This window comes from Nostoc sp. (assembly GCF_036917635.1).
Lineage (GTDB): Bacteria > Cyanobacteriota > Cyanobacteriia > Cyanobacteriales > Nostocaceae > Nostoc.
In genome coordinates, this window is sequence record NZ_JBALCW010000110.1 from 34,164 (window position 1) to 51,370 (window position 17,207).

The following is a 17,207-nucleotide window of genomic DNA, read 5'->3' on the forward strand; positions in this document are numbered from 1 at the left end:
AGGCTCAAAGACAGCCCCATAGTTAATAATCCCTTGATGCTGGATAAGAGTTAGTTCTTTTTGCTTCCCAGAATACTATACTTTCTTCCACGTCTAAAAATATTGTAGAGTCAAGAAACAGTCCTAAGTATTGCCCTACACAACTGAGCCTATGACTACCGCACCCTTAAGCTGGCAAGAACTAGAAACCCTCACGGACTATCAAATAGATACTGTTAATGGTCTTACCAACGCTAGAGCCAGGTTGCGCCTGTTTGGTCAGCCAGAATCTGATGTGCGGGTAACGCTGTACCGCGATAACCACGCCTGGTGTCCTTACTGTCAAAAAGTTTGGTTATGGCTAGAGGAAAAACAGATCCCCTATCGCATCGAAAAAGTGACAATGTTCTGCTATGGGGAGAAAGAAAGTTGGTACAAACGTAAGGTACCATCAGGAATGCTCCCGGCGATCGAGCTAGATGGAAGGATTATTACGGAAAGCGATGACATTTTGCTCGCTTTGTCAAAGGTTTTTGCTCCATTGAACCAAGGGATGGAAGACGGCAAGGTGCTGATTCTACGTCAATTAGAACGACTTTTATTTAGAGCTTGGTGCGTTTGGCTGTGTTCTAGAGCAGGTTCTTCTCAACAAGAACAAAGCAACCGAAAACAATTTATCGCAGTGGTGGCTAAGGTGGAGGAGGCTCTGGGTCGCACCGCAAGCCCTTACTTTCTGGATAGCTTCGGCATCGTTGATGTGATTTTTACGCCATATCTCGAACGGATGAATGCAAGCCTTTACTACTACAAGGGCTACTCCCTACGGGAAGAAAACCCTCGCTTGAGCGCATGGTTTGCGGCAATGGAAAGCCGACCTACCTACTGCGGTACCCAGAGCGACTTTCACACCCACGCACATGATTTGCCGCCCCAGATGGGGGGCTGTTGGGAGAACGGCGAAACCCAGATGCTTCTCAATAAAGCGCGGGTAGATTACGGCCCCTGGTTCGGGCTACCAGATGTTACTTATCCAGAACCCGAAAACTCGCGCATGGAAGCTCTTCAACGAACTATCGAACACCGCATCAATATTATCCGAGTCAATCCCAAAGATTATAAATTGTTTGATCAAGCCCTACGTTGTGCTTTAACACACATGATGAGCGATGAAGACTGTGTACCTCCATTGGGATCTGATGTCGCTCTCCGATATTTGCGCGATCGCATTAATGTACCGCGAGATATGTCCATCTACGCAGCCAAGCGATTGAGGGAATCCCTGGAGAAAACCGCAGCCCTTGCAGGTGATGGGCAGCCAGATCCCATTCCCACTAAGCATCGACGAGATCAAGACCCGTCTAACTTTGTCATCAAGTAGGACTCAGGTATCCATCCTGGCAGATCGCGCTCCTTTAACAATTAACAGTAAACAGTTATCGAAATACTAACATTCAGGTAATTCTTAATAACCTGCCGATGCACAACAGCCAGCGCCTTAAACTCCAGCATCTGCTCATCAGACCCCCGCAGTTGAACCCCTGGCGTGAGAAACTGCAACAGATTCAGATTTTCTAACAGCAACACCCCTGGTAAGAGTTGCCTAGAGTTAAAGTCGGGTTTCCAAATCGAATTCTCAAGAGCCTCAAATTGTGATTTGGCCCGTTTAGCATCACGTTTTGTCAGAAACTCCCGCCCCACAGTCAGATAATAATGCATCCTTAGTTGGGGATATCAACCGTCATCATCTTTTTCAACCAAAAAATACAGCGATCGCAGAACTTTTTAGTCTACTGAGTGTTTTACCAGAATCCGAAATCGCCCAATTAGCAGTTGTATTATCTAGTTATACCTTGACGGTGGAGTTAAAATTATCTGGTACAAACCATGAGCAATAACGACGAACCTGAAAACTTTTTTGAGGAACGCAGCAATTTCGACTCAGACAAAATCAGAGTTGAGATCCCTGCCGAGCGAGAACCAACTTATCAGGAGAGGATTCCAAGAGCGTATGACCCGATGGCTGAGATTTACGTGAGAGGTCGAGCAATGAGAAGTATGTCTTCTAGAAGAATGCCTTGGTAGGTGCTAATTTCCGGCTGGGTATTGTTTGGAGGGTCTTTTTTATTACTTCTAAGTACTGCTATATTTTCAAGAACATTCGCTCTAACCCCATTTTTAATTATTTCTGGAATTCCTCTTTTAATTGTATTGAGAGGAACACTTGCAAAATTATCAACAAGAAAACGTAGAAGAAGATAGTTGAGGTTGAATTGCAGCTTCAATTATCCTGTCCTGGCAAATATACCTCCTGCCTCCACACGCTCCAAATATGCTTAAAGTTAATATCGCCGTTGCACAAGCACAATCAGGCACAACAATGTTAAGGCGAATAATATAAAATGGAGAAACTCATAGCCTAAATAAGGTAGCCAACTTAGCATCCAGCCTAAGCCTAAGTGAAATGAGTTTGCGAGAATCGTTAGAATTCCAACATATAGCAACAAGGTAATGCCAATACTTGAAGGAATGCTAAGTAAATTTCTTAGCGCTAAAGCAGCTATTCCCAAAAAGCCAAGGGAAGGAAATACAAATAAATATATCCAAAACCAGTAGCCTACTCTATCAGGGTTAGGAGGTGATAAAAACCAACTTAGATACAAAAAACCGTTAACCCCCATCCCACAAAAAATTAGCACGTAAAGCAGCTTTTTACCAAAAATCATATTCTCTTTTAGATAGCTGTTGTTTTTATCGCTTCAATAAGTTAGTTTTTGTAATTTAACGCAATACATTACATCAGAATTTCAATTGCTGACAATGTCTGCAAGACTCTTTCGTAGCTAAGAGTACAAAAAAAACTGCCCTGAGGCAAGGAAGGAGTCCAGAGCAGCGCTTAAAAAAAGGAATAATAAAATAAGAGATTTTTAAAATCTTATTCCTGGTTTACATATAATTCGTTTGGTATGTAATATTCTTCAGCTAGAGTTTTGTACTTTATGCAAAAAGAACGAAAAATCTTGAAAACCTCATTGTATAAGGATTAGACCCAATAAACCAAGCCCGATACAACACCATTGACCAAGTGCGTGACAACTACTGGTTGTTACGCATTTGGTCAAACATGAATGCACTATCACCTTAACAGAGCAATCGTAGGCTATCGAAAGCTGTTGTTAATCGGCAGAGGTGGGGCGATCGCATAAAGCAACTAGCCTTGAAAGCGATCGCTACCGAGAATTATTCGTCAGGTAATACCAATTTAATATGAAGCTGCATATAAACCTCATCTATTTTGAGAACCGTAGTTTTTGCCCTCACCCTAAATCCCTCTCCCAAGAAGGGAGAGGGACAACTTTGCGGCTCTCCTTCTCCCAAATTTGGGAGAAGGGGCTGGGGGATGAGGGTTTTTTCTTTTCATCCTGGAATATCTACAGGTTTCAAGATGGACGCGGTTTAATAGAGAAGTTGCAAACTCCACAAATTTAAATCCCTATGAGCCGCCGATTCAAGATGGCGATCGCAGAAAGCGAAGAGGAATTGAAAAAACGTCTACAGACAGCTAGGTTAGGAAACCAAAAAGAAAAACTTCAGATGTTGTGGTCGCTCAAAACTGGACAGATAAAGGAGCAGCAGCAAATAGGGAACGCTTGGGGAGAGACACTTCAACAGTTACAAGATGGTTACAGAAATACCGTAATTGTGGAATTTCAAGTTTATTGGAAATCAAGAAGCCACCAGGGGCAAGTCGAAAAATAAGCGATGATGCGATCGCAGCGCTTAAACACGAGTTAGAAACTGGCGTTGGGTTTAGTAGTTATGGTGCAATCGTTGAGTGGTTGGAAAAGGAGCATGGGCAATGCATACAGTATGGAGATAACCCTAGTAACAATAGCGAACAGTCAGAGATACTCCCCAGTAAAAATAACCCTAGTAAAACTAGACGACACAAAGGATTAGGTAGTGGCTCCATTCAGTGGAAAACCATCACCCTTCACGGCAAAGATTATCCCCAAGCTTGGTATCACTATGAGTTTTGGAAAGATGGCGTGAGCCTGGTTAAAAAGTGCAAGTATATTCCAAAACGACTATTAGAGAAAATAGAGAAGCTAGAAGCGGATAAAGCGCCAGTTAGAGAGATTTTGTCAGTATTGCGAGTAAAATTCTCAAAAAACCTCATCCTCAAAAAAGCCGTGCAAATCGTAAATATTGGGTAAGTTTATTACAGGCTTACAATAATGATTATCATTTTTGTTTAATAGGATGCTGTAGTTGCGTTTGTCTGTGATCCAGGATTGCAACCTATTGATAATGAAGCTGAACCTGCCCTAAGATATGCTGTCATTGCACGGCGTATTAGCTATGGTATATGGTTGGTACGCGTACCTCTGAAGGCACTTTGGCTTACTGTTCTGTCTTGGGATTCCGTCTGAATGCAGAAATCCAACGTACACTGAGGTGTTGGTCGAATGTGCTCTCTAGCGATCGCCTGACATCCACGAATTATTTGAATATTGGGCGCACCAGTTCCCAAGATACCGGAGTCACGCCAAATGCAGACGTGATTGTTGCTACTGCATCTCTGGAAGTGGGATTTAACAACCCAGAAGTTGGAGGTGTCATCCAGCACAAAGCGCCGCGAGATATGGCATCTTTTCTGCAACGGAAGGGACGGGCGGGACGACGCAGAACTATGCGACCTTGGACGGTGGTCGTGCTTTCTGACTAGGGACGCGATCGCATTGCCTATCAAGGCTCTGCTGTTTAACCCAGTTTTAGAAAAGCGATCGCTTTTGACTTCAATGATGAACGTCGTGATGAGCCTTCCATTCAATGACAACAAATTTGACCTTGGCAAGGATTCGTTTGGCAGCGTAAAGGTCGAATCAAATTATAGCAGCAGGTAAATCTAGCGATCGCCATAAGAAAATTGAAGAGTTAATGGCACACGTACGGCAACAACGTTTAATAAGCAATCAAGCGAACATGATATGAGCGAAATTTATGTATACATTGCGACACAAAATTAGTTAGCCTTCCATCTTGGCATATGCGGAAAACGATTCAAACGCTAAACGGAGCAGTGTTTGTGGCAGGCAAGGAACCGTATTGACGCAAAGAGCGCGTTCGCGCAGCGTCTCGCAGAGAAGTATAAGAGGAAAAGAAGAGAAATTTAAAACTGATTCACCTATCAAAACTAATGGGATAGACCACTAGAGAGAGGCTTAAACAGCTTATTATAATTTTTGCCCTGCGTAAATCGATCGCACTTCGCCGTTACGGCGGATTACAGCTTCACCATTACTTACATCTACTAGTGTCCAACCGCTTGAGCCAATGCTTTCACCCATATTGATGCGGCGAGTCACGCCATCAATTTTAAACAAAGCGGCAGATTTGTTGCCTAACTCTAGTAATCCTTCTAAGGTATTACTCGGAGCATCTGCGATCGCAACTGCCGGATATACTTGTTCTTGGGTAATAGTTGGTTCTGAATCTGGGACGAGGGCTGCACGTAATGGAACTACTGGTAATGCAGGCAGAGGGCTGGGTGTTTGCCGCACGGTAATCGGTGCAGTTTTCGCAGCTAGAGGTTTAAGTTCGGCTCTTACAGCCGCAGCTAACATGTTGACAGTTACAGGCTTGGCAGCTTGTCGCACCGTATTCAGGGCATTTTTCACAACATCCGGTTGAGATGCCTGTAACACACTGGCAACTTGTGGCAATGTAGGAGTACGAGGAATAGCCGGCAGTGCGTAACGCATTGGCGACGGCGCTTGATAAACGGGAACGTAGATGCGCTCAACAACGCTTCCAGAACGGTTGGGGGCTAGTGGTGTATTGTTGGCTAGAAGTGGAACTGATGGGAGATTACCAGTTGTTTGCCTGTTACCAAGGGCTATCTGGTTAGTATTTGCCTGACTGGAGAATCCAGGTATGGCAGATTTTTGATTGGGGGTTGCTTCTTGCTTATCTATAACTGCCAGGGCTTGCAGCATGTAGTCAACCAAATCTGCCTCTATTTCTACTTTTGTGGGTAACTGGGACTGGGGTTGTGGGACTAGAATAGCTGGCTGGGTCAAGTTGGGATTTAAAAGATATACGACTCCAGACTGTACCAGGTAGATAATACCAGCGATCGCCACGCCTAAAGTTGTTCCCGCTATCAGTAGTTTGCCCAAATTACCACTACTTTTCTCAGGCTTTCTAATAGATGGTTTAACGGTGGCGGTGTCAAATACAACGGTACTCAAGTGTTTGTGGTTATCTTGAGCAACTGACTGCACTGGTTGGTTCACTGCGTTTGGTAAGATAATCTGCGGTATCGTGACTCTTTGCAGCACCTTTTCTGGAGGCGACTGGGGTTGAGGTTGGGGAGAAACCCCTGCAACAGACTGGTTAGATTTCTTCTGCCTACTGTGGCTAACGGTCTGAGAAAGCAGATTACCACTAACATCCAGAATGGAGTCGATATCGGCAAAGAGTTCATCCATTAAACCATCAGCATAGTTTTCTATCGACCAAGGCTCGTTGGCGATTAAGTCTTCTGATGGTTCCGGTACTATGAGACGGGTGCTGGCTTTTTGTAACATAGACTTTCTGGGTTGTTGCTAGGACGAGGAAACGCCGCGCCTACTGCCTCTTAATTAGGATTACAGATAAAATATCCAATCCGCCCTCTGATTGAGACGAGTTGGTTGAGCGTTGGTATTAAAGTCAACTTTAATCTGGGGATTGTTGATGATGCCATTACTAATATTTATGTCATCTATCATACCAATCTCCCCCCCTACTACTATACTCAGTCTTTATCAAGTTTGTGTGAAGCTAACGCTGTAAACTCTTACTGGCTCTTGGTTCTACGCAATTCTAAATATAATAATAAAGCGTTAACGTCTGCTGGGTTTACACCACCAATACGTGCAGCTTGACCTAGAGTGAGTGGTTTTACGTGAGTTAACTTTTCCCGTGCTTCAATGGATAGAGTATCAATTGTTGTATAATCCAAATCCGCAGGTAGCGGGCGGTGCGCTTGGCGGGCAATTTGGTCAATCTGATTTTGTTGCCTAGCGAGATAGCCAGAATACTTGATGTCAATTTCTGCGCCTTCTTTCTGGGCGCGGTTGAGGTTGGGGTTTCCTAGTCCGAACCTGTCGAGGTCAACGTAATGAAATCCGGGACGGCGCAGCAAGTCGTTGAGAGTAATTGAACCTTTAATTAATTGCTGGGTATTAGATGCGATCGCTATTCCTATTTCATCATGTTCTTTGACTCGTGTAGCTTGCAATCTTTGCTTTTCTGTGGTAATATTGGCTTCTTTTTGGGTAAATAGATCCCAACGGCGATCGTCAATTAAACCAATTTCCCGCCCCAAGGGTGTCAAGCGTTGGTCGGCATTATCAGAACGCAATAGCAATCGGTACTCAGACCTACTGGTAAGCATCCGGTAAGGTTCCCGCAGGTCTTTTGTACACAAGTCATCAACTAGCGTCCCAATGTAACTTTGCTCGCGGGCAAAGACAATCATTTCTTGAGAACGAACAAATCGAGCGGCGTTAATTCCCGCCACAAGCCCTTGAGCGGCGGCTTCTTCATAACCTGTGGTGCCGTTAATCTGCCCAGCACAAAACAGTCCGGCAATCTTTTTAGTCATCAGTGTGGGGTAACACTGAGTTGCAGGTAAATAGTCATATTCCACAGCATACGCCGGACGCAGCATCACACATTTTTCCAAACCGGGGAGAGTCCGTAACATTTGCAGTTGCAAATTTTCTGGTAACCCTGTGGAAAACCCCTGGATATAAAGTTCGGGTATATCCCGTCCTTCTGGTTCAATAAATATTTGGTGGCTTTCCTTATCGGCAAAGCGCACAATTTTATCTTCAATACTGGGACAATAACGCGGTCCTTTCGCTTCCACCCAACCGCCATAAACTGGCGACAGGTGCAAATTTTCCTGAATTAAGCGATGGGTTTCGGCAGTTGTGCGGGTGATGTAGCAAGGCATCTGTTCCCGTTCTACCCACGCCTCTGGGTCAAAGCTAAACCAACGCACATCTTCATCCCCTGGCTGGATGAGCATTTTACCATAATCTACTGATCGCTTGTCTACCCGGGCTGGAGTTCCAGTTTTCAGTCTGCCGGTTTCAAATCCCAGGCGATTTAGAGTTTGTGTCAATCCTTCGGCCGCAAATTCTCCAGCGCGTCCGGCTGGCATTGATTTGTTACCAACCCAAATTTTGCCTCCTAAGAAGGTGCCGGTTGTCAAGATGACTGCTTTACATTGGAACCCGACACCAAAATAAGTTTCAACGCCGATAACTTCACCGTTAGCACCCAGCGCCAAATCTGTCACCATACTTTCGCGGATTGTCAAGTTTTCTTGGTTCTCGACAATATTCTTCATCACTGCTGCATATTCGCGCTTGTCTGTCTGGGCGCGTAACGCCCAAACAGCAGGCCCCCGTGAAGAGTTGAGGATACGTTTTTGTAGGTAGGTGCGGTCTGCTACCTTACCAATTTCGCCGCCGAGTGCATCTACCTCATGAGTCAACTGAGATTTGGCCGGGCCACCCACTGCTGGATTACACGGTTGCCAAGCGATTCTATCCAAGTTGAGCGTCAATAACAGGGTACGACAACCGAGGCGGGCAGAGGCGAGAGCTGCTTCGCAACCGGAGTGACCTGCACCGACGACTATGACATCAAAAGCGTCTTGGAATTCAACGGAATTGTGCATGGTCATACTTACAGGATCAGCAAGCTGAGAGTTCTTTTCAATTTTAACTGTTCCAGTGGTTTCAGGGATGTAACTTTCTGATAAAAAAGTTATCAAATTTACTAGTACTGAATTAAAAGGAATTTTATTTTTTTAAACTTGAGTATTAAGTAAAAATATAATAGAGCATCCCAATTTTGCCAAAAGACACAGGATTAGTACAAAAACCCTGTACAAACCTCTTTTCTTTGCGTTCTTTGCGTCCTTTGCGGTTCGTTATTTCATTCTCAGCCTGAGTTTAAATACCGTATAAAAATAAACTTGCACATTTGGGATACTCCCAAATATGATCTTTTTAAAATTTGTGACAACCTTCCGGGTTGTTTATCACAATTATTGTTCACATATTTAGCAATTAAGACCAATTTGATTAATTATTGAGAGGCATTAGATATACATTAAATTATAGTCTATTTAATTCGTGAAAAATAGAAATAAGAAAACGAACCGCAAAGTACTGGCTTTGGGCGCAAAGGCAATAAATAAGAAAGAGATATATAATTTTCACAAATCATTTAGGAGTGCTATATAGCTTAATGTAAACGACTAAGTTTTCTTTTTAACTCATTAATAATAAATATCTCTCACGGATTTATTAACTTTATTCTGGAATCAATTCAGGAATTACTTAGGAATGAAACTTACTCTCAGAAAGCAAAGGAATATTACTAGATTTCTCAGAAAGACCACTTTCATCAGTATAGTTATTTTGATGATTTTTGTATTAGTAGCTAGTAATGAGATTACCCACCACCAAGTTGCTATAATCACCCAACCATTAAACGGATGCTTGAGTACTGATTTGTTACCTTGTAAAGATATCTCTAAAAAGACGACATCAGAACCATTTATTCCCGATCCAAAATTAAATGCTCAACAGCGTTTTTTATCTGCGATCGCTAGGAAGTTACCCACAGTTCCCCAGCCTGGTACTTATGAATATATTTTGCTACGAAACTATGGCGCAGTCTTTGTAAATCAAGATGTCGGAATTAAACTACCGCAAAAAGATATCTTTGCTAATGAACAAGAAACCCAAGAGTTTCAAGGTAGTTTAACAATGGATCATGTTGATGGCACTAAAGACTGTTATTTACAAAAATCGGCAGCTGATGCTTTAAAGAAAGCGCGAGTTCGGCAACAAATACCACTAAAATCTGGTTATGGCTCTGGTGATTGTACTCGCACTTTCAACACGAATTTAATATTTTGGCAAAAATATGCTAATAATCAAATTTTGGCAAAAGTTCAACAGGGCAAAGAAACAAAAGTTCTCGGTTTAGTTGCACCTCCTGGAACTTCACAACATCTTTGGGGATTAGCAATTGATTTACACGTAAGTAGTAAAGAACAAAGAAAAGCTCTTAATCAAAATGGTTGGTTTCAAACTGTACAAAATGATCTTCCACATTGGACTTATGTAGGTTTAACTGAAGATAATTTACCTTTGTTTGGTTTTAAGAAACAAGTTGTCGGAGGCATTACTTATTGGATTACGCCACTATAATTTTTAGATAGCATGAAAACTTGGGAATAATAACCTTAAATGTGTATTGTCAGGGATTTAGCTATGGCAAACGAAGCTGCTAACCAAGAGCAAGCCTTCTTAATCGAATTATTAAGAGCAACTTATCAAAATTAGGAAGTACATTCAATTCTGCAACATAACTTAAGCAAACTCAATGATAATTTAGCTTTTAAACCTCATCTAAGTTGAGAACCGTAGTTTTTGCCCTCACCCTAAATCCCTCTCCCAGATATGGGAGAGGGACTTTGAAATTCTGGCTCCCCGAATCCCAATTTTGGGATTCGGGGTTGGGGGATGAGGGCAAATCCTTTTCATCACTGAAGAACTACAGGTTTCAAGATAGACGCGGTTTATATTGCGAAAATGGGTAAGCGTAGACGCGTAGCGGCTTGTCGTCAGACATCGCTTTGCTAAAGAACCTGGCAACGCTATTAATATAGCTAGAGTTATTATCCAACTAAGTAGAGTTAACTTTAGGCTCTAATGGCTCATCAAATAAAACTTTAAATGGTGGTACACCTCATTTAAGGACTAAAGTGCTTACTACAAACTCCGTTAACCTGTTATAATCGCGCTTGGCAGACTACTAGTACAGCACGGCAAAAGCAAATCACCCCTTACAAATCAATGAAATCCTTGCGGTATAGGAATTATAAATTAGGAATTACGCGCAAGGGTACTATTATGTCAAAATGAAAATACCCGATACATCAAGGTGAGCGATCGCTCCAAAAGCTAGATTAAAGGATTGACCTGAGCAATGGCAGACCCAACCAATCACAATCAAGCGGGAGAAATAGCTCCCAGCACTGTTGACAAGCAAGCTCCCAGTGTGGCTGAAGAACACGCTCCTAGTACAGACTCACCCGAAGCTACAGACCTTCCTACTGCTAATACGCCAGATCCGAAGGCTGCAAACCCTGAAGATAACCCTAATGCAGCTAAACCAGATGCTGCATCACCCAAGCGAGAAAAACCCGCCGCCGCAGCAACAGGAGAAAAACCCGCAGCCGCAGCTAAAGCCGCCAAAAAGGAAAAAGCCCCAGCTGTTGAAGATAAGCCATTTGTAGAGTTCATCGAGCAAGACTACTTGCCAGCTTTACAAAAAGCGATCGCTCAACAAGGCGTGAAAGATTTACAGGTGTCTTTTGCCAAGCAGAAACTACCAATCACTGGCTTTGAATCTGCTGAAGAATGCTGGCAAATTATCGGCAGTTGGAAAGAAACAGGTCTGCGTCAGTTTAACCTGTATTTCCCCGAAGAAGATATTCAAGGAAAAAAGGGATTTTCCTGTAATGAAGGCAAAAAACCCAGCACTCTTGAATCGTTCTTAATCGATGAGCGCAAAACTACCCTCGATTTGTTGGTATATGGCTTAGTTCAGCGTTTAGGGGGTCAAAAGTGGTTAGGTATAAATTAGTCATTAGTTATTAGTTTTTTTTGCCAAAGGACTAATAGACATCTCCGAAAATGAATGTAGAGACGCTTTCTTCGTAGCGGCACGAAGTGCAATTTCGCGTCTCTACAACTGTTATGGATAACACATATTTAACTCAATCAATTATTTACAAAATTAGCTGCAACAGCAACTGATTCTATAGTATTACTTTCATTGTCTATATTATAGGTAACGACTGCTTTGATGCGATCGCGTCCTGTATAGCCGCTTTTGTTAGTCAATTCCACAAGAATTTCCGAATTTTCTAGAGGTTTTAACTCAATTTCTTTATACTGAGACTGAAAATTTTGTAATTTGCCATCTAAGACATTGCGAACTTCAACTTTAGAAATTTTGACAATGACAGTGTGAGTTTGAGAATTTTGCAAAACAATAAAGACAGAAGCAAAACCAATATTGCGTTGTGGATTATGAACAATACCCAAAGGCGGTAAATTTTCTTGTCTGGCAATTAGAGTTACTTTTTTAATCAAACTATTATTATTTTTCATAGTTGTTCTCTGTTTAGATGCAGAACGAATTTGATTTTGAGTATGAGTAGAAGCGATAGCACAAATGTTAGTTGACCCGAGTACAACCAGTAAAGCAATACAAGTTATCAAAGATGCCTTAATCATAAATCCTAAAAAATGATGTATGGTAAAATTCGGTAAATATTAATAGCTTCATCTTTACCGAATTCTAGAAAAATGCTCCCGCTTAATCAGAGTTAAGAGTTTGACCAGATAAAATATGTTTTGAGATTGAGCAATTGATCCCATGTTAAATTTGCGTCTTGAACTCCCCAAGGATTTCTCATTCTAAATGTTCCACTTGTTGCATTGTAACTACTAACGGAATAGGCATGATTATTAACTACGCCGTAATCTGCACCATTAACAAACCCAGCAGTTAATACTTTGTTGGAATTTACTAAATCAATTAGCTGAGTTTTGCTCATGTTAGTAACTTGTTGCTTGGTTGCATCCAAACCTGTTACTTGACGAGTTACATAATCCATCCAGCCACCCTCAATAGAACTGTAAGCATTGGTGGTATTACCAGGACGACTCCAACCTAACTCGCCTAATTGAGCATAGGCTTTTTCTGCTAATCCTACCCACAATTCATTACTAGAATTATTGTAAGAACTACCTGGACTAGCGTAGATTAACTGTCCTGAAGTATCAGTGGGTAAATATTGATCAACTGTGATATAGTTGCCTACACCATTATTAAAGAAACGAACGGTGAAGGTATTATCACCATTATCAATAAACATATTTTGGATGTAGTTAGATTTTTCTTGAGCTATGGAAGACAAGGTAGACACATAATAACAATCCCCTAAAGCACCTTGCTTAATATCATCTGCACTAATGCCATTTTGGAATAAAGAACCACTGATTGCTTTATAATTGGCGGTGCTGGATGCTGTGGGGCGATCGCTTCCTAAAAACCACTTACCAATCAATTTTTCCATTTGTGCAGTACTACTGCCAGCATAAAGGTTTCCTAGTGTTGTCTTACTTGTGCTACCTCCTGTCCAATATTGGTTCGCTGTATTCCCATTTACTACATTACCTGAGAGAAAGCGAACATAATCTAACATAGTAAAGCGGCTGGCATTACTAACAATAGTGCGAAGATCAACCAATTCAGTAGCATCAATTACGCTGTTATCTTCGCCATCGCGGAGCAGAGAAATCATATCATTTCTACTTAAATTTCCGTCTGCTGCCAAAGAGCGAGTTAAATTAATCAATCCTGCATCTTTCAAGTTTTGACTATACCAGTCACTATTAGTCCCTTGCACTGCAATAGCAGTAGCAAAAACATTATTGGTTTCATTGCTTTCAGCTACAAAAGCATAACCATCAGCTTGAGAAAGCAGATAATAATTACCAGCCGCAGTACTATTGCTAATGGTAAGTGTGGCTGACTTGGAACTAATAGCACCAGCGCCAAGATTAGCAACAGAATCAGAGTTCAAAAACACATCGTCATTACTAAAAGTGGCATCTTTAGAGAGATAAAATTTGCTCTGGCTAGAACCTGCACTAGCATTACCTTGGTTTTTGACTTGATAGTTAAGTTGGACGGTCTTACCAGCTATTGTAGTGCTTGGTACAGAGACATTTTGAACTATTAAGTCTGGTGCCGGTTTCGTCACAGAAATAGCACTAGCGAAAACATTATTGGTTTCATTGCTTTCAGCTACAGAAGCATAACCATCAGCTTGAGAAAGCAGATAATAATTACCAGCCGCAGTACTATTGCTAATGGTAAGTGTGACTGACTTGGAACTAATAGCACCAGCGCCAAGATTGGCAACGTAATCAGAGTTCAAAAATAGATCGTCACTACTAAAAGTGGCATCTTTGGAGAGATAAAACTTACTGTAGCTAGAACCTGCACTAGCATTACCTTGGTTTTTGACTTGATAGTTAAGTAGGATGCTACTACCAACTGTTGCGCTACTTGGTGCAGAGGCATTTTGAACTATTAAGTCTGGTGTAAATGCCGTCTGACAAATGGCACTAGCAAAAACATTATTGATTTGAGAAGCAGGAGCATAGCTATTGTGATTTACATTTAACCCATAGCTATTATCAGTGTTATGTAAATTGAGATTTGAATTATTTCCGAGACTACTATCTGTATTGATGGGATTATTTTCACTTGAAAACATAAATTACTCCTTTTAAAGTTAGGTATTTTGGCAAAACAAATCCGATAGCCTTTGAAACTGCAAAGGTTAAAAGTCAACTATTTGTTAGTGGGAAAAATAAATCCGTCTTACTGATGCTTATATATTACATAAAATCACAAAAATATACTGTAAAATTTGTGTAAAACATTACTTTGTATTTAGTCTAAGTGCGTAAAATTAATTTGTAAAATTAATACATTGTGAATGCCATTGTGCCAGTTGCCTAAGTCCTGTCTCCGATTTTTGATTCAGTAAACATTGAATGATTGTTGCAACTCTTAATGTTTTACTTACAAATTTCTAACCCGCGCTTGGTAGACTGAACTCTATACAATTGCATTATTGTGGGCTGTTACGCCTTGCCAGAGCTTTAACCTTGGGTTTCTGGTCTACTTAAGATAATAAAGACGAAAGAGCAATCAAGACATGGTAGATTCCCTCAAAAAACCAGGCTTTGAAGAAATCCGGCCAGGGATTAAAGTCCCGGCAAAAGAAACCCTGTTAACACCTCGGTTTTATACTACCGATTTTGATGAAATGGCGCGGATGGATATTTCCGTCAATGAAGACGAGTTACAAGCCATTCTCGAAGAGTTCCGCACCGACTACAACCGCCATCACTTTGTTCGGGATGCCGAGTTTGAACAATCCTGGGATCATATTGACGGGGAAACTCGCCGCTTGTTCGTTGAGTTTCTAGAACGTTCCTGTACGGCTGAGTTTTCCGGCTTTTTGCTGTATAAAGAACTTGGCCGTCGCTTAAAAGGCAAAAGCCCCGTCTTGGCAGAGTGTTTTAACCTGATGTCACGGGATGAAGCACGTCATGCTGGCTTTTTGAACAAAGCTTTGTCGGACTTTAATCTGTCCCTAGATTTAGGGTTTTTGACTAAGAGCCGCAATTATACCTTCTTTAAACCGAAATTCATATTTTACGCTACTTATCTTTCTGAGAAGATCGGTTATTGGCGCTATATCACCATTTATCGCCATTTAGAAGCACATCCCGAAGACCGGGTTTATCCAATCTTCCGGTTCTTTGAGAACTGGTGTCAGGATGAAAACCGTCACGGCGATTTCTTTGATGCGATCATGAAATCCCAGCCGCAAATATTGAATGATTGGAAAGCACGGCTGTGGAGTCGGTTCTTCTTGTTGTCGGTGTTTGCGACAATGTATCTCAATGACATCCAACGCAAGGACTTTTATGCGACCCTTGGATTGGATGCGCGAGAATACGACATCCATGTAATTAAAAAGACTAACGAAAATGCAGGTCGAGTGTTCCCATTGATGCTGGATGTAGAAAATCCAGAGTTTTATCAACGCTTGGATACTTGTATAAGCAATAACGAGAAGCTGGGTGCGATCGCTAATTCCAGCACTCCCAAATTCCTGCAAATTTTCCAAAAACTGCCGCTTTACATCTCCAATGGCTGGCAGTTATTGCGCCTGTACCTGATGAAACCGATTGATACTGTTTCTGCTCAAGGGGCAGTTCGTTAAGTTATAACAGGTTTGCAAAAGCTTTAGTGGTTCTGCTGATTGCAGAGCCACTTTTTTTGTTTTAAATATTACAGGTCATTAGTAATGCGATCGCTAATTTCCTGGCAGGCAAAAATCCCAAATAAGTATTAGCCTGTAACACTCATGACCGATATCCCGCCCAGAACTAAAGTTCTGGGCTAATAGCTCAAGTCCACTTAAGTGGACTGAAGTTTTCTCAAACATACAGAGTCTAACTATCTACATAACTTAAAATCTTGTATTTAGTCCTTTTGAGAGGACTTAACCTATTAGCCTTGGAATAAATTGCAAGGCGGGTTGGCAACGAAGCCAGTGATTAAAAAGATATGGGTAATCACAAGGATTCATGCGTGGGGTCTTTAATACAAGCTAACTTGTCGCTGCTGCTTTGCTGCCATTTTGGCTGCCATTTTTGCTGCCGTTGCCGTTCACACTGGCAATGAATGACGGTTGCTGTAAACTGAGAACTGGTGACTCACCTCGCAATCCCTTGCGGCGTTGGTTCTTAGGAACACCTCCCGCCATGCCGTACTCTACACTGCTTTTACCATATTGAGTAGCAACTCCCAACAGCATGTGTTCTGCCATATCAGCCAAATCGCGCTCTGTTTCGAGCATTTCATGGTATAACTTATCGATGTTAGAAAGAGCAGTGTTATATAAATGCTCTCTAGTTCGCATCGTCTCAATTAGGGTTGAGAAGGCTGGTAGGCTGAGTCCATTGCCGACATTTAAATTCGGATCAATTGAGTTGATGCCAGCAGCACGACGCACTGCTTTTTCTAACACCTGAGACGTTCTTTTTCTCCGAGCCATGATATGAACCTTGTAATTTAATACGGTTAATATTCTTTACTTTAAAGAACTTCCATATTGATCTGCTTGAGAGAACTTTGGCAATTATTAAATGCTTTTTGTTACATAGCGATCGCTGTTATGAATGCGCGATATACCGAAATCAGAAAGCAATCAAGCTTTTAAGTAAGCAATATTTGTTTTTGCTTGCTGAATTTACCGAAATCTGAAAGCAATCAAGCATTTTGAATAAGCAATATCCCTTTTTGGTTGCTGAATCTACTTAAATAAATGCGCGATATACCGAAATCAGAAAGCAATCAAGCATTTTGAGAAAACAATATCCCTTTTTGCTTGCTGAATCTACCCAAATCAGAAAGCAATATGCCTTTTTGCTTCCTGAATCTACTGAGATGAGAAAGTAATATGCTTAATTGCTTATTGAAGCTGAGTT

The 17,207-nt window shown here is 41.6% G+C and carries 17 protein-coding genes; 8 read left to right on the forward strand and 9 right to left on the reverse strand.

Annotated elements, in window-relative coordinates; genetic code table 11:
• Window positions 1-151: 151 nt before the first annotated feature.
• Complete coding sequence (locus V7K32_RS26855; protein ID WP_334997687.1) at window positions 152-1,357, forward strand: glutathione S-transferase family protein; 1,206 nt, start codon at window positions 152-154, stop codon at window positions 1,355-1,357.
• Window positions 1,358-1,398: 41 nt separating this feature from the next.
• Here the strand turns inward: V7K32_RS26855 and V7K32_RS26860 are convergent, their stop codons facing one another.
• The gene (locus tag V7K32_RS26860; protein ID WP_334997689.1) at window positions 1,399-1,560 is read right to left on the reverse strand and encodes a hypothetical protein; all 162 of its coding nucleotides are present in this window, start codon (window positions 1,558-1,560) and stop codon (window positions 1,399-1,401) included.
• A gap of 95 nt (window positions 1,561-1,655) precedes the next feature.
• Between V7K32_RS26860 and V7K32_RS26865 the strand changes: the two genes are divergently transcribed.
• Window positions 1,656-1,874 carry a hypothetical protein gene (locus tag V7K32_RS26865; RefSeq protein WP_334997691.1) on the forward strand — a complete coding sequence of 73 codons (219 nt, stop codon included), beginning with the start codon at window positions 1,656-1,658 and terminating at the stop codon, window positions 1,872-1,874.
• Between the two features lie 132 nt (window positions 1,875-2,006).
• Here V7K32_RS26865 and V7K32_RS26870 read toward each other — a convergent pair whose 3' ends face one another.
• Together V7K32_RS26870 and V7K32_RS26875 are read right to left on the reverse strand one after the other, a co-directional pair.
• Entirely contained in the window at window positions 2,007-2,261 is a 255-nt protein-coding gene (locus V7K32_RS26870) for a hypothetical protein (RefSeq protein ID WP_334997693.1), read from the reverse strand.
• Between the two features lie 57 nt (window positions 2,262-2,318).
• Window positions 2,319-2,702, reverse strand: coding sequence for a hypothetical protein (locus tag V7K32_RS26875; RefSeq protein WP_334997695.1), 384 nt, complete (start codon window positions 2,700-2,702; stop codon window positions 2,319-2,321).
• Between the two features lie 769 nt (window positions 2,703-3,471).
• Between V7K32_RS26875 and V7K32_RS26880 the strand changes: the two genes are divergently transcribed.
• The 3 genes from V7K32_RS26880 (at window position 3,472) to V7K32_RS26890 (ending at window position 4,705) form a co-directional block, all read left to right on the forward strand.
• A complete protein-coding gene (locus V7K32_RS26880; protein WP_334997697.1) occupies window positions 3,472-3,735 on the forward strand; it encodes a hypothetical protein in 264 nt (87 codons plus the stop codon).
• Complete coding sequence (locus V7K32_RS26885; RefSeq protein ID WP_334997699.1) at window positions 3,696-4,193, forward strand: hypothetical protein; 498 nt, start codon at window positions 3,696-3,698, stop codon at window positions 4,191-4,193. The genes V7K32_RS26880 and V7K32_RS26885 overlap by 40 nt, the downstream gene beginning before the upstream one ends.
• A gap of 152 nt (window positions 4,194-4,345) precedes the next feature.
• The gene (locus tag V7K32_RS26890) at window positions 4,346-4,705 is read left to right on the forward strand and encodes a helicase-related protein (protein ID WP_334997701.1); all 360 of its coding nucleotides are present in this window, start codon (window positions 4,346-4,348) and stop codon (window positions 4,703-4,705) included.
• A 508-nt stretch (window positions 4,706-5,213) separates the two neighbouring features.
• On the opposite strand, the gene V7K32_RS26895 is transcribed toward V7K32_RS26890, so the two are convergent.
• The 3 genes from V7K32_RS26895 to mnmG all read right to left on the reverse strand — a co-directional run bounded on the left by V7K32_RS26895 (window position 5,214) and on the right by mnmG (window position 8,722).
• Window positions 5,214-6,569 (reverse strand): hypothetical protein, encoded by a 1,356-nt coding sequence (locus V7K32_RS26895; protein WP_334997703.1) that lies wholly within the window; start codon window positions 6,567-6,569, stop codon window positions 5,214-5,216.
• Between the two features lie 60 nt (window positions 6,570-6,629).
• On the reverse strand, window positions 6,630-6,752 hold the full coding sequence (locus V7K32_RS26900; RefSeq protein WP_334997705.1) for a hypothetical protein: 123 nt from the start codon (window positions 6,750-6,752) through the stop codon (window positions 6,630-6,632).
• 68 nt (window positions 6,753-6,820) lie between these two features.
• Complete coding sequence (gene mnmG, locus V7K32_RS26905) at window positions 6,821-8,722, reverse strand: tRNA uridine-5-carboxymethylaminomethyl(34) synthesis enzyme MnmG (RefSeq protein WP_334997938.1); 1,902 nt, start codon at window positions 8,720-8,722, stop codon at window positions 6,821-6,823.
• Between the two features lie 667 nt (window positions 8,723-9,389).
• Here mnmG and V7K32_RS26910 point away from each other — a divergent pair.
• Both V7K32_RS26910 and V7K32_RS26915 read left to right on the forward strand, forming a co-directional pair.
• Entirely contained in the window at window positions 9,390-10,262 is an 873-nt protein-coding gene (locus V7K32_RS26910; RefSeq protein ID WP_334997707.1) for a D-alanyl-D-alanine carboxypeptidase family protein, read from the forward strand.
• Window positions 10,263-11,043: 781 nt separating this feature from the next.
• Entirely contained in the window at window positions 11,044-11,703 is a 660-nt protein-coding gene (locus V7K32_RS26915; protein ID WP_334997709.1) for a DUF2996 domain-containing protein, read from the forward strand.
• 137 nt (window positions 11,704-11,840) lie between these two features.
• Here V7K32_RS26915 and V7K32_RS26920 read toward each other — a convergent pair whose 3' ends face one another.
• Both V7K32_RS26920 and V7K32_RS26925 read right to left on the reverse strand, forming a co-directional pair.
• Window positions 11,841-12,233, reverse strand: coding sequence for a hypothetical protein (locus V7K32_RS26920; RefSeq protein ID WP_334997711.1), 393 nt, complete (start codon window positions 12,231-12,233; stop codon window positions 11,841-11,843).
• Between the two features lie 218 nt (window positions 12,234-12,451).
• Complete coding sequence (locus tag V7K32_RS26925) at window positions 12,452-14,413, reverse strand: CARDB domain-containing protein (RefSeq protein WP_334997713.1); 1,962 nt, start codon at window positions 14,411-14,413, stop codon at window positions 12,452-12,454.
• 447 nt (window positions 14,414-14,860) lie between these two features.
• Between V7K32_RS26925 and acsF the strand changes: the two genes are divergently transcribed.
• Window positions 14,861-15,937, forward strand: coding sequence for a magnesium-protoporphyrin IX monomethyl ester (oxidative) cyclase (gene acsF / locus V7K32_RS26930; protein WP_334997715.1), 1,077 nt, complete (start codon window positions 14,861-14,863; stop codon window positions 15,935-15,937).
• A 390-nt stretch (window positions 15,938-16,327) separates the two neighbouring features.
• Here acsF and V7K32_RS26935 read toward each other — a convergent pair whose 3' ends face one another.
• Window positions 16,328-16,774 carry a hypothetical protein gene (locus V7K32_RS26935; RefSeq protein ID WP_334997717.1) on the reverse strand — a complete coding sequence of 149 codons (447 nt, stop codon included), beginning with the start codon at window positions 16,772-16,774 and terminating at the stop codon, window positions 16,328-16,330.
• Window positions 16,775-17,207: the final 433 nt, after the last annotated feature.